This window comes from Streptomyces sp. NBC_01515, assembly GCF_045040345.1.
Taxonomy (GTDB): domain Bacteria; phylum Actinomycetota; class Actinomycetes; order Streptomycetales; family Streptomycetaceae; genus Streptomyces.
In genome coordinates, this window is record NZ_CP109416.1 from 5,291,636 (window position 1) to 5,303,325 (window position 11,690).

Annotated in this window: 13 protein-coding genes; 2 read left to right on the forward strand and 11 right to left on the reverse strand. The window is 71.8% G+C overall.

Features of this window, described 5'->3' with window-relative positions; genetic code table 11:
* Positions 1–236 precede the first annotated feature (236 nt).
* On the forward strand, positions 237–884 hold the full coding sequence (locus OG407_RS23500; protein ID WP_405860892.1) for an SCO3374 family protein: 648 nt from the start codon (positions 237–239) through the stop codon (positions 882–884).
* On the opposite strand, the gene OG407_RS23505 is transcribed toward OG407_RS23500, so the two are convergent.
* The 10 genes from OG407_RS23505 to OG407_RS23550 all read right to left on the reverse strand — a co-directional run bounded on the left by OG407_RS23505 (position 863) and on the right by OG407_RS23550 (position 9,560).
* Positions 863–1,198 (reverse strand): Lsr2 family protein, encoded by a 336-nt coding sequence (locus OG407_RS23505; RefSeq protein ID WP_033286117.1) that lies wholly within the window; start codon positions 1,196–1,198, stop codon positions 863–865. The two genes, OG407_RS23500 and OG407_RS23505, sit on opposite strands and share 22 nt — an antisense overlap.
* A 224-nt stretch (positions 1,199–1,422) precedes the next feature.
* Entirely contained in the window at positions 1,423–1,956 is a 534-nt protein-coding gene (locus OG407_RS23510; RefSeq protein ID WP_019064250.1) for an amino-acid N-acetyltransferase, read from the reverse strand.
* Between the two features lie 9 nt (positions 1,957–1,965).
* Positions 1,966–2,379 carry a BlaI/MecI/CopY family transcriptional regulator gene (locus tag OG407_RS23515; RefSeq protein WP_405868554.1) on the reverse strand — a complete coding sequence of 138 codons (414 nt, stop codon included), beginning with the start codon at positions 2,377–2,379 and terminating at the stop codon, positions 1,966–1,968.
* A 120-nt stretch (positions 2,380–2,499) separates the two neighbouring features.
* Positions 2,500–2,679 (reverse strand): hypothetical protein, encoded by a 180-nt coding sequence (locus OG407_RS23520; RefSeq protein WP_033286119.1) that lies wholly within the window; start codon positions 2,677–2,679, stop codon positions 2,500–2,502.
* Positions 2,680–2,727: 48 nt separating this feature from the next.
* Positions 2,728–3,345 carry a hypothetical protein gene (locus tag OG407_RS23525; RefSeq protein ID WP_327407143.1) on the reverse strand — a complete coding sequence of 206 codons (618 nt, stop codon included), beginning with the start codon at positions 3,343–3,345 and terminating at the stop codon, positions 2,728–2,730.
* A 783-nt stretch (positions 3,346–4,128) separates the two neighbouring features.
* A complete protein-coding gene (locus OG407_RS23530; protein WP_200680630.1) occupies positions 4,129–4,926 on the reverse strand; it encodes a type III pantothenate kinase in 798 nt (265 codons plus the stop codon).
* Positions 4,927–4,928: 2 nt separating this feature from the next.
* Positions 4,929–5,915 carry a carboxylating nicotinate-nucleotide diphosphorylase gene (gene nadC, locus OG407_RS23535; protein WP_405860894.1) on the reverse strand — a complete coding sequence of 329 codons (987 nt, stop codon included), beginning with the start codon at positions 5,913–5,915 and terminating at the stop codon, positions 4,929–4,931.
* Between the two features lie 5 nt (positions 5,916–5,920).
* Positions 5,921–7,639 carry an L-aspartate oxidase gene (locus OG407_RS23540; protein ID WP_405860896.1) on the reverse strand — a complete coding sequence of 573 codons (1,719 nt, stop codon included), beginning with the start codon at positions 7,637–7,639 and terminating at the stop codon, positions 5,921–5,923.
* Positions 7,636–8,643 carry a pantoate--beta-alanine ligase gene (gene panC, locus OG407_RS23545; RefSeq protein WP_405860898.1) on the reverse strand — a complete coding sequence of 336 codons (1,008 nt, stop codon included), beginning with the start codon at positions 8,641–8,643 and terminating at the stop codon, positions 7,636–7,638. Before panC ends, OG407_RS23540 begins: the two co-directional genes overlap by 4 nt.
* Complete coding sequence (locus tag OG407_RS23550) at positions 8,640–9,560, reverse strand: Rossmann-like and DUF2520 domain-containing protein (RefSeq protein WP_405860900.1); 921 nt, start codon at positions 9,558–9,560, stop codon at positions 8,640–8,642. The genes panC and OG407_RS23550 overlap by 4 nt, the downstream gene beginning before the upstream one ends.
* 185 nt (positions 9,561–9,745) lie before the next feature.
* Between OG407_RS23550 and OG407_RS23555 the strand changes: the two genes are divergently transcribed.
* Entirely contained in the window at positions 9,746–10,963 is a 1,218-nt protein-coding gene (locus OG407_RS23555; protein ID WP_405860902.1) for a threonine aldolase family protein, read from the forward strand.
* 446 nt (positions 10,964–11,409) lie between these two features.
* Here OG407_RS23555 and OG407_RS23560 read toward each other — a convergent pair whose 3' ends face one another.
* On the reverse strand, positions 11,410–11,625 hold the full coding sequence (locus OG407_RS23560; protein WP_405860904.1) for a hypothetical protein: 216 nt from the start codon (positions 11,623–11,625) through the stop codon (positions 11,410–11,412).
* Between the last annotated feature and the right edge of the window lie 65 nt (positions 11,626–11,690).

Below are 11,690 nucleotides of genomic sequence, written 5' to 3' on the forward strand. Positions count from 1 at the left end.
CCATGAGTACGCCGATGGCGAACGTGAGACGCCCTTTTCTGCGTGTCGCCCCCTCCCACTAGGGATTGTCTTACCCGTACGGACTGACACTCCATGCCGTTCGCACCGGTTCCCTCCGCTACGGGCGAACAACCTTGTGCCGCGCCGCACCCCCGAACGCCCCCGTTTCCCGTACCCAGCGCATTCGTTGGACCACCCAGCGTAACTCCCGGCCCGCTTCGGCGGTTGCTCTTGGCATGGTTCGCACAGTCCCCCCTCTCGGCACGGTCCCGCTCCCCCGCCGCCCGCTCGATCCGGACGACCGGCAGCGGGACTGGTACGAGAACGAACTGGGGTGGCGCACGGTGCCCGGAGAGCCGCTACGGCTCGTCACGGGCCTGCGTTTCGACGTCCTGGACGTGCCGGTCGAGGCCGGTGTCGCGGCGCTGTGGCGGCTGGGCCCCGACTCTCCGGTGGCCGTACGGGGCGACCGGATGCGGCTGCTGGTGGCCGCGGGCAGCGCGGAGGAAGTTCCGGGGCTGCTGGACTGGCTGGAGTGGGGCGCTCTGGCGCCGGCGCTGGATCTGGTGGCGCTCGGCGAGGGCGGGCACATGGAGGCGCCGTCGCTCCCCGGGGCGAGGCCCGCGGGGGCACCGCTGCCGGGCTCGGGGATCGCGAAGGGGCCACCGCTCCCCGCGGGCGGTCCGCGTCCCTTGCAGGGGGCCGCCGTATGGCTGCGACCCCCCGAGCCGGGGTGCGAGGTCGAGGCCTCGCTGCCGACAATGCCGGCCGTGGGGGGCGTTGGGCGCGCCCCTGATCTCGTACGACTTGTGGACACGGTGGCCACACAGTGCCACCGGGTACGGCTGCGGCGCTCGTGCGCTCAGCCGTTGGCCTTCTCGTAGGCCTCGCGAATGGCCGCCGGAACACGGCCGCGGTCGTTCACGTCGTGGCCGTTTTCCTTGGCCCACGCGCGAATCTGCGCGGTGTCCTGGCTGCCACCGGTTGCGGCGCGTGCCTTTCCACGACCACCCGAAGCGCGGCCACCGGTACGGCGCCCGCCCTTCACGTAAGCGTCGAGAAGTCCACGGAGCTTGTCCGCATTCGCGGTGGTGAGATCGATCTCGTACGTCTTGCCGTCCAGCGCGAACGTCACCGTCTCGTCCGCCTCACCGCCGTCGAGGTCATCGACAAGAAGGACCTGAACCTTCTGTGCCACCGGATTTCCTTTCATCGATTACTTGCGGGTCTGGGGTCTGCGGCGTCCGCCGTTTCGCCGTCCCCTGTTATATGCAGTACTGCAGTACGTCGGAAAGCAAACCGCTTTTGCTGGAAAAACACAAACCCCTGGGAGAGACCGAGCGACCTCCCTCGCCCAGAAAGATGCGCGTTTCGGACATAGGGAACCTGGGCAGGGCGACCCGGCCGAATTGGGGGCCGCGATCACAGATGCAGAAGCATCCGGCTGTTGCCCAAGGTGTTCGGTTTCACTCGTTCGAGACCGAGGAACTCCGCCACACCCTCGTCATAGGAACGCAACAGCTCCGCGTAGACATCGGTGTCAACAGGTGTCTCACCGATCTCCACGAAGCCGTGCTTCGAGAAGAAGTCCACTTCGAAGGTGAGACAGAAAACGCGACGAACGCCTAGCCAGCGAGCCGTGTGCAGCAACTTCTCCAGCAACTGATGGCCCACACCGGCACCCTTCAAGCCGGGCTTCACCGCGAGAGTGCGGACTTCCGCGAGGTCTTCCCACATGACATGCAGTGCCCCGCAGCCGACGACCTCGGCGTTGTCGTCCCGTTCGGCGACCCAGAACTCCTGGATGTCCTCGTAAAGAGTCACCGTCGCTTTGTCGAGCAGGATGCGACCGCGGACGTAGGCGTCAAGGAGTCGGCGCACCGCCTCGACATCGCCGGTCCGGGCCCGCCGGACGGTGATGGCTTTCGCGGTGACTTCGGGGTGCTCTGCTGACATGAGCGGACGCTATCGCCCGCCGCCCGAGGCCGCGGAGCCGGGGTTCTGGACGCCATCCGCGGGTTCGGGTGTTTCCGGTCCCTGGACGATGCGTACGGCGCTGCGGAGGGCCTCGCGCTGTTCGTCGCTCATCATCCCGAAGAAGGCGACGAGAGCGGCCGCGGGGTTGTCGCTCTGGGACCAGGCGTCGTTCATCAGGGCGGCGGAGTAGGCGGCTCGTGTGGAGACCGCCTCATATCGATAGGCCCGGCCTTCCGCCTCACGACGCACCCAGCCCTTCTGATGGAGATTGTCCAAAACGGTCATCACCGTGGTGTACGCGATGGACCGTTCCCGCTGAAGGTCTTCCAGGACTTCTCGAACGGTCACCGGGCGGTTCCACTTCCACACCCGCGTCATGACCGAGTCTTCGAGTTCTCCCAATGGGCGAGGCACAGCTCAGAACCATAGTGGAAAAGGAACAAAAAGGGCGTACGACTCGGAAAGCACGCGTGCGCGTGCGGGAGTCGTACGCCCTTGAAGGCGCCGCGGAAAACGGAAGGTTCAGGCGTCGGCGGCCGAAGAGGCCTGGCGGGCGCTCTCCGCGCGCGCGATGGCGGCGTCGACGGCCGCGTCCTCCTTGGCCTTCATGGCCCCGCCCTGGGTCTTCACGATGACCCGGATCAGTCCGATGAAGAACACGGCCATGACGACCGGAGGCACGAGCGCGGAGACATAGTCCATGCCCTCCAGAGTAGCCACGGGTCCCCAGGAGGACGGGGCGGGGTCGGTTCAGCCGGCGGCGAGTTGCTCCGACGGGTTCGCGGGAGGCGGTGCCGGTTTGCGCCGGGGGAAGACCTCGCCGGGGGTGGGGATGGGCCGGGACGGCTTCGGCGCCGCGGGCGAGGGCGTCGGCGCGGGCCGCTCCACGGGCTTGCGCACGGGCTCCTTGGCGCCCTCTCCGGAGAGGCCTCCGGGGAGCGCCAGAAGGCGGGTGCGCGAGGCGGGGACGGTCGGGGCGACGGCCCTGGCGGTCGTACGGCGGGCCAGGCGCGCGCGTACGTCCTGTTCGGCGAGAGTGAGGCAGCGGTCCAGGAGAACGGCGGCGGAGGGGTTCCCGCGCAGCGCTCTCAACGCGGAGAGGTCGTCGACGTCCGGGCGGTACCCGGCGCCGAGCGCCTCCTCAAGGAGCGTGAGGTAACCGGCGGTGGTGCCGGGCAGGGCGGCGCGGTACCGGGCGAGGTCGGCGACCAGGAAGGCACGCAGCCGAACCCCCTCGCGCACCGCCTCGTCGAGCGATTCGGCGAGCCGAAGACAGTCCTGGACATCCTCGGCCGAGGCGGTTCTGGGCTGAAGGGCGAGGGCGAGAGCGCGACGGAGCACACGCAGCTCCTCCGCACCGAACGCCATGCCGCCGCGGGATCCGTATGGCGTGGGCATGCGCCGACGATACGCGCTAATCAGACAAATTCGACATAGGGGGTGGGTGTGGCGCGGGGATTTCGCCCGGGGCGGGCGGCGGGGGCGCTGCTGCGTGCGGGGCAGGCGTACCGGGTCCCGGTAGTACGGCTCCGTCAGGCGCGACGGCACCGTGCTGGGGACGCAGTCGGCGGGAGCTCCTTGTTGGCGCGGCCTGAGCGACGCCTACGGGCAGCGAGTCGGCCCGGCACTCTCACGGCCCTCGCCGACGCGGCAGAGCTGTCGGGCGGCAACACCCTGTGGGCGAAAGCGGCGGGGGCTCCTCGTTGGCGCGTGCCTGAGCGACGCCTACGGAGTGATGTCTCCTCGGTGGGACCACGGCCCCATCGCGCGCATGCCGGCACCGTCACGCGCGGAGGCACCCTCTGCGGACGGAAGCTGCGGCGACACCCGCGGGCGCGCGTGAGCCAGGCCAGCGGGGTGGGAAGTTGCCCGCCCTGTGCGACGGCCTCATCCCGCCCCAGGAGCCGCCGTCAGACACGAGGGCACCCCGTGGGCGCAGCAGCACCCACACCACGCGTAGGCGCGCGCTTGAGCGACGCCGACAGGGCGCCACCCGCCGGTCATACGGCTCCGCCGAGCCCGGCAGCCGTCGTCAGGCGCGACGGCACCCGGTGTGCACAAGCGGCGCCAGCACCTCGTGGGCGCGCCCGAGCGACGCCGGCGAGGGCGCCGCCCGCCACCATGCAGCCTCGGCCGACACCCCGGCGCCGGTCACATCCGCGAGACGTTCCTCTCGTAGACCAACCGCAGGCCGATCAGTGTCAGCCAGGGCTCGTGTTCGTCGATGACCGAGGCCTCGCCCAGGACCATCGGGGCCAGGCCGCCGGTCGCGATGACGGTGACGTCTTCCGGGTCGTCGGCCAGTTCCTTGGCCATGCGGGTGACGACGCCGTCGACCTGGCCGGCGAAGCCGTAGACGATGCCCGACTGCATCGCCTCGACGGTGTTCTTGCCGATCACGCTGCGCGGGCGGGCCACCTCGATCTTGCGGAGTTGGGCGCCCTTGACGCCGAGGGCCTCGACCGAGATCTCGATCCCGGGGGCGATGACACCGCCGATGTACTCCCCGCGCGCGGAGACCGCGTCGAACGTGGTCGCCGTACCGAAGTCGACGACGATCGCCGGGCCGCCGTAGAGCTCGACCGCGGCGACCGCGTTGATGATGCGGTCCGCGCCGACCTCCTTGGGGTTGTCGGTGAGGATCGGGACGCCCGTCTTGACACCCGGTTCGACGAGGACGGCGGGCACGTCGCCGTAGTAGCGGCGGGTGACCTCGCGCAGTTCGTGCAGGACGGACGGGACGGTGGCGCAGATCGCGATGCCGTCGATGCCGTCGCCCAGCTCCTCTCCGAGGAGCGGGTGCATGCCCATCAGGCCCTGGAGGAGGACGGCGAGTTCGTCGGCGGTGCGGCGCGCGTCCGTGGAGATGCGCCAGTGCTCGATGATCTCCTCGCCGTCGAACAGACCGAGGACGGTGTGCGTGTTGCCCACGTCGATCGTGAGGAGCATGACTACTGCGCCTCACGGAGGTCGAGGCCGATGTCCAGGATCGGCGCGGAGTGGGTCAGGGCTCCTACGGAGAGGTAGTCCACCCCGGTGTCGGCGTACGCCTTGGCGTTGTCCAGGGTGAGCCGGCCCGAGGCCTCCAGGGCGGCGCGGCCGTCCACGATGCCGACGGCCTCCGCGCACTCGCCGGGCGTGAAGTTGTCCAGCAGGATCAGGTCCGCGCCGGCGTCCAGGACGTCGCGGAGCTGGTGCAGCGTGTCGACCTCGACCTCGATCGGCAGGTCCGGGAAGGCCTCCCGTACGGCCTTGAAGGCCTGGGCGACGCCGCCCGCGGCGACCACGTGGTTGTCCTTGACGAGGGCCGCGTCCGAGAGCGACATGCGGTGGTTGACGCCGCCGCCGCACCGGACCGCGTACTTCTCCAGGGAGCGCAGTCCGGGCGTCGTCTTCCGGGTGTCGCGGACCTTCGCCTTCGTGCCCTCCAGGGCGTCGGCCCACGCGCGCGTGGCGGTCGCGATGCCGGAGAGGCGGCACAGGATATTGAGCGCGCTGCGCTCGGCGGTCAGCAGGTCACGCGTGCGCGTGGTGACCGACAGGAGCTTCTGCCCGGCCTCCACGCGGTCGCCGTCCTCCACGTGCCGCTCGACCTCGAACTCGTCGGTGCAGACCACGGAGACCACCGCTTCGGCGACCCTCAGGCCCGCCACGACACCGGCCTCGCGCGCGGTGAAGTCCGCGGTGGCGACGGCCTCTTCGGGGATGGTCGCCACGGTCGTCACGTCGACGCCGCCGGCCAGGTCCTCCTGGAGGGCGACGTTGGCGATGTCCTCGACCTCCAGAGGGTCGAGTCCGGCGTCGGCCAGAAGCTCGGCGAGCGCGGGGTCGAGACCGCACACTACGTACGCTGCGGCCTCGGCATCGTCGCCCGCGCCACAGGCACAGCCGTCGCCGCAACCACCGCTGTCGACGAGGGGAAGGTCGTGGGTGCTCACTTCTGTCACTGCTCCTGGGGACGGTGCTGCCGGGTCGGGGGGAAGTCTGCGGTGTCCGTGGTGTGTACGGCCAGCGTGCGGTCGGGATTCAGCCGTACGACGATGTGGCGGCGCCAGGCGGTGTCGTCGCGCTCGGCGTGGTCCTCGCGCCAGTGGCAGCCCCGGGTCTCCTCGCGCTGCGCGGCGGCGGTGACCAGGACGCGGGCCACGCACAGGAGGTTGGTGGCCTCCCAGGTGTCGACGCCGGGCTCGGCGGTCTTGCCGTTCTCGTCGAGGGCGTCACGGGCGTCGCTGTGCAGCCGCTGGAGCTGTCCGGCGGCCTTGGCGAGGGAGTCGGCGGAGCGCAGGACACCCGCGCCCTCGGTCATGATCCGCTGGATCGCGAAGCGTGCCTCGGGGGCGAGCAGCGGATGCGCGGGCTTCTGGGGGTGCGGAACCGGCTCGGGCACACGCGCGTGGAGGGCGTTCTCGGCCTGGTTCCCGGTGATGTCCGCGACGATCCGCTCGGCGTAGACGAGGCCTTCGAGAAGGGAGTTGGAGGCGAGCCGGTTCGCACCGTGCACACCGGTGCAGGCGACCTCTCCGCACGCGTACAGCCCGGGGACGGTCGTACGGCCCCGTGAGTCGGTGCGGACGCCTCCGGAGGCGTAGTGGGCGGCCGGGGCGACCGGGACGGGCTCGGTGACCGGGTCGATGCCGTGGCTGCGGCAGGCGGCGAGGATCGTCGGGAAGCGGTGCTCCCACATGTCGGCGCCGAAGTGCCGGGCGTCCAGGAACATGTGCTCGGCGTCCTGCTCCAGCATGCGCCGCGTGATGCCCTTGGCGACGATGTCCCGGGGCGCGAGTTCGGCGAGTTCGTGCTGGCCCACCATGAAGCGCACGCCGTCGGCGTCGACCAGGTGGGCGCCCTCGCCGCGCACCGCCTCGGAGACGAGGGGCTGCTGGCCCTCCGCGTCGGCGCCGAGGAACAGCACGGTGGGGTGGAACTGCACGAACTCCAGGTCGGAGACCTCGGCACCCGCGCGGAGGGCGAGTGCGACCCCGTCGCCCGTCGACACGGACGGGTTGGTGGTCGCCGAGAAGACCTGCCCCATGCCACCGGTCGCGAGGACCACGGCGGGCGCGTGCACGGCGCCCACACCGTCGTGCTGGCCCTCGCCCATGACGTGCAGGGTGACGCCCGCCGTACGGCCCTCGGTGTCCGTCAGGAGGTCCAGCACCAGCGCGTTCTCGATCGTGCGCAGCCCACGCGCGTGTACGGCCTCGACGAGCGCCCGGGAGACCTCCGCGCCGGTCGCGTCGCCGCCGGCGTGCGCGATCCGGCGCCGGTGGTGGCCGCCCTCGCGGGCCAGCTCCAGTCCTCCTTCGGAGGACTCGTCGAAGTGGGCACCGGTCTCGATGAGCCGCCGTACGGCGTCGGGGCCTTCGGTGACGAGGATCCGTACGGCCTCCTCGTCGCACAGGCCCGCGCCGGCCACCAGGGTGTCGTCCAGGTGCTGTTCGGGGGTGTCGCCCTCCCCGAGGGCCGCGGCGATGCCGCCCTGGGCCCAGCGGGTGGAGCCGTCGTCGAGGCGGGCCTTGGTGACGACGACCGTGCGCAGCCCGGCCGCCTCGCAGCGCAGGGCCGCGGTCAGGCCGGCCACTCCGGAGCCGACGACCACGACGTCCGCGTCGATGGACCACCCGGGGGCGGGCGCGTGCAGTCGTATGCCTGTGCTGGTCACGAGGCGGCTCCGAGGGTTCCGAAAGCGAGTGGGATGTTGTCGATCAGCCGGGTCGTCCCGACCCGGGCGGCGACGGCGAGGACGGCCTCTCCCGTGAAGTCCTCCTCGACGTCGGTGAAGTCGGACGGGTCGACCAGGGCGAGGTAGTCCAGGACGAGCGGCGGGTCCAGGCGGGCGGCGTCGTCGAGGACCGGGCGGGCGGCCGCGCGGACGGACGCCGGGTTGCCGGGGCCGGGGGCGGCCTTGGCGACGGCGTGCGCGTCGGCCGCCGCGCGGGACTCCCCCAGGGCGCTGAGCGCCTCGGCACGCGCGTGCGTGGCGGGCACCTCGCGGGCCCGCGCGCGGAGCGCCTCCTGGGCGGCGTGCCGGTCGCGGCCCGCGAACAGGGCCTGGGAGAGGGCGAGCGCGGTACGCCGCTCCCGGGGGGACAGATAGCGGTTGCGGCTGGACAGGGCCAGGCCGTCGGCCTCGCGCACGGTCGGCACGCCGACGATCTCCATGCCGAAGTTCAGATCGCGCACCATGCGGCGGATCAGGGCGAGCTGCTGGGCGTCCTTCTGGCCGAACAGGGCGGCGTCGGGGCGGGTGAGGTGCAGCAGTTTGGCGACGACGGTGAGCATGCCGTCGAAGTGCCCGGGGCGGACCGCGCCCTCCAGGCGTTCGCCCATGGGGCCCGCCGAGATGCGGACCTGGGGTTCGCCGCCGGGATAGACCTCGTCCACAGAGGGCGCGAACACGACGTCCGCGCCCGCCTGTTCGGCGATCTTGAGGTCGGCGTCCAGGGTGCGCGGGTAGCGGTCGAGGTCCTCGCCCTTGCCGAACTGCAGCGGGTTCACGAAGACGGTGACCACGACCTCGCCGTCCGGTCCGGCGATCTCGCGGGCCGTGCGGACGAGCGTGGCGTGACCCTCGTGCAGGGCGCCCATCGTCATCACGACGGCCCGACGGCCGACACGCGTGCGTGCGTGGAGTTCGTCGGCGGTGCGCAGCAGGGTGGTGGTCATCCGGCATCTCCCTCGGTGCCGTTGGCGAGCACCCCGAGGAGGTCCTCGGCGAGCTCCGGCTTCAGCAGCCCGTGGGCCAGGGCGCGGTCGGCGGTCGCGCGGGCCATCGCCAGATAGCCGGCGACGGTCTGCGGGGCGTGCTTGCGCAACTCGGTGACGTGTGCGGCGACGGTGCCCGCGTCCCCGCGCGCGACGGGGCCGGTGAGCGCCGCGTCGCCGGAGCGCAGGGCGTTGTCCAGGGCGGCGCCCAGCAGCGGGCCGAGCATCCGGTCGGGGGCCTCGACACCGGCCGTGCGCAGCAGCTCCATGGACTCGGCGACCAGGGTCACCAGGTGGTTGGCGCCCAGCGCGAGGGCCGCGTGGTAGAGCGGGCGACTCTCCTCGGCGATCCACTCGGGCTCGCCGCCCATCTCGATCACCAGGGCCTCGGCGGCCAGCCGCAGCTCCTCGGGCGCGGTGACCCCGAAGGAGCACCCGGCGAGCCGCTGGACGTCCACAGGAGTGCCGGTGAAGGTCATCGCGGGGTGCAGGGCCAGCGGCAGCGCGCCGACCCGCAGAGCGGGGTCCAGGACCTTCGCGCCGTAGCGCCCGGAGGTGTGCACGAGCAGCTGCCCGGGGCGTACGGCCCCGGTGTCGGCGAGGCCCTCCACGAGCCCGGGCAGGGCGTCGTCCGGGACCGTCAGCAGCACCAGGTCGGAGCGCTCAAGCACCTGCGCGGGCGTGACGACCGGCACGTCCGGGAGCATCAGCGAGGCCCGTCGCCTGGACGCGTCGGACACCCCGGAGACGGCCACCGGGCGGTGCCCGGCCAGCTGGAGCGAGGCGGCCAGCGCGGGGCCCACCCGGCCGGCGCCGACGACACCGACGGCGAGCCGCGCGGGGCGGTCCTTGGGCTCTGGCTGTTGGAATGTACTCACGCGACGGCGGCCTTCCCGTTCCAGTCCGCTCCGGGTACCGGACGATTTCTCGTCATGTTAACGCGATCGGTTCGAGAGGCGTCCGGTTGTCCACAGGCTGTGGGTTGTCGCACAGCCGTGCCGTACGGGAAAGCCGGTGGAAATCCGGGTGCTCCCGCGGACCCGCGCCAGGCATGATCCGGGGCATGAGCGATACGGCGGAACAGGGCGAAGAGCAGGCGGAGCAGGACGAGCGGGGAGCCGGGGCGGCAACGGACGAGGAACGCGTCCTGGCGCTCCGCAAACGGCGCCTCAGCGCGAACCGGAACGCGGAGCGTGCCCTCGCACGCCTCGGCTTCCTGGGCACGCTCCGGGAACGGCTCGCCTTCGTACAGGAGGCGGCCGAGCTGTACGACCTCGACGAGACGTCGGACATGTACGGCGGCGGCATCGTCGAGACCCTGGAGAAGCGGGTCGCCGAACTGCTCGGCAAGGAAGCCGCGGTCTTCTTCCCCACGGGCACGATGGCGCAGCAGGTCGCCCTGCGCTGCTGGGCCGGCCGCACCGGCAACCCGACCGTCGCCCTGCACCCGCTCGCCCACCCCGAAGTGCACGAACGGGACGCGATCAGCCAGGTCAGCGGGCTCCGCCCGGTCCATGTGACGAGCGAGCCCCGACAGCCGACCGCCGACGAGGTACGCGACTTCCCGGAGCCCTTCGGGACGCTGATGCTCGAACTGCCCCTCCGGGACGCCGGTTTGGTCCTGCCCTCCTGGGAGGAACTCTCGGCCGTCGTCGAGGCCGCCCGCGAACGCGATGCGGTGGTCCACTTCGACGGCGCCCGCCTGTGGGAGTCCACCCCGCACTTCGGCCGCCCGCTCGACGAGATCGCCGGCCTCGCCGACAGCGTCTACGTGTCGTTCTACAAGTCCCTCGAAGGCCTCGGCGGCGCCGCGCTCGTCGGCCCGAAGACCCTGATCGACGAGGCGAAGACCTGGCGGCACCGCTACGGAGGCATGGTCTTCCAGCAGTTCCCCACCGCGCTGACGGCCCTCGCGGGCCTGGACCGGGAACTCCCCCGGCTCCCCGAGTACGTGGCCCACGCGCGCGTGGTCGCCGAGGCACTGCGCGAGGGGTTCGCGGCGGCCGGGGTGCCCTGGACACGCGTCCACCCCGAGCAGCCGCACACCAACGAGTTCCAGGTCTGGCTGCCGTACGACCTGGACACCGTCACGGAGGCCGCGATCCGTCAGGCCGAGGAGACGAAGACCGCCCTCTTCTCCAATCCCTGGGACGCGAAGGGCCCGGGCCTGGCGGTCACCGAGGTCTACGTGCGCGCCGCCGGCCTGGAGTGGACGGCCGACGACGTGAAGGCGGCGGTCGCGGACTTCGTGGTCCGGCTGAAGGAGGAGACGGCCGGCTAGAAGGCGGCGGGGTCGGGTCGGCAGCGGAATGCGTGCATGGCGGTCGAGGGCTGTCAGCCGGCGGAACGCGGGCACGGGCGGATCGTCCGCGGGCGGTCCGCGCGCGTTGTCACCCACCGGCACGCAGGGGCGGACAGCCATGAAGGCGTACGGAGCACGAGAAAGCCGCCGGCAGGCGGACCCGGCCGTCAGCAGGGCTGCACGCAAGCTCCGGTACCGGTGGCCGATTACGCGCGCGGGCCGACGGCAGCCGGAACGCCGACGCTGATGTCAGCCGGGCGGAACGCAAACAAGGGTGCCCATGGTCGGCACGCGCGCGGGTCGTCACGCGTAGCACCTGAACGTCTCGTGAACCCGGCGCCATGGTCGCCACGCGCGCGGGCCGTCACACGCAGCGCGTGAACGTCTCTTGGACCCGCCGCCATGGTCCGCCCGCGCGCCTGCCCTCACCAACCAGAACGCGCCCGCAGGCGCAGCCACCGGCCCAGAGCCCGCCGTAGCCGACCCTGAGCCGGACGTCCTGCGACGACCGCGCGGAACTGCCGGTACCCGCGCAGCTCGCGGGCCGTCCGCCAGTCGTGGGTGCCGGGCGGGGGCGGCAGGGTCTCGCCGAGGCGTTGGGCTCGGTGGGTGTCGAGGAAGTACTGCTGGGTGATGCTCACGACTCCACGCTGCGCCGCTCCCCCGTGGCTGTCGCGTCGATTGACGGGCGGCGTCAAACGAGGGG

What these genes read in the sequence shown, in the direction of transcription:
- OG407_RS23500 (WP_405860892.1), top strand. Translation starts at nt 237, where the DNA reads ATGGTTCGCACAGTCCCCCCTCTCGGCACGGTCCCGCTCCCCCGCCGC.
- panC (WP_405860898.1), bottom strand. Translation starts at nt 8,643, where the DNA reads ATGACCACCACCCTGCTGCGCACCGCCGACGAACTCCACGCACGCACG.
- OG407_RS23530 (WP_200680630.1), bottom strand. Translation starts at nt 4,926, where the DNA reads ATGCTCCTCACGATCGACGTGGGCAACACGCACACCGTCCTCGGTCTG.
- OG407_RS23520 (WP_033286119.1), bottom strand. Translation starts at nt 2,679, where the DNA reads ATGGACTATGTCTCCGCGCTCGTGCCTCCGGTCGTCATGGCCGTGTTC.
- OG407_RS23555 (WP_405860902.1), top strand. Translation starts at nt 9,746, where the DNA reads ATGAGCGATACGGCGGAACAGGGCGAAGAGCAGGCGGAGCAGGACGAG.
- OG407_RS23525 (WP_327407143.1), bottom strand. Translation starts at nt 3,345, where the DNA reads ATGGCGTTCGGTGCGGAGGAGCTGCGTGTGCTCCGTCGCGCTCTCGCC.
- OG407_RS23510 (WP_019064250.1), bottom strand. Translation starts at nt 1,956, where the DNA reads ATGTCAGCAGAGCACCCCGAAGTCACCGCGAAAGCCATCACCGTCCGG.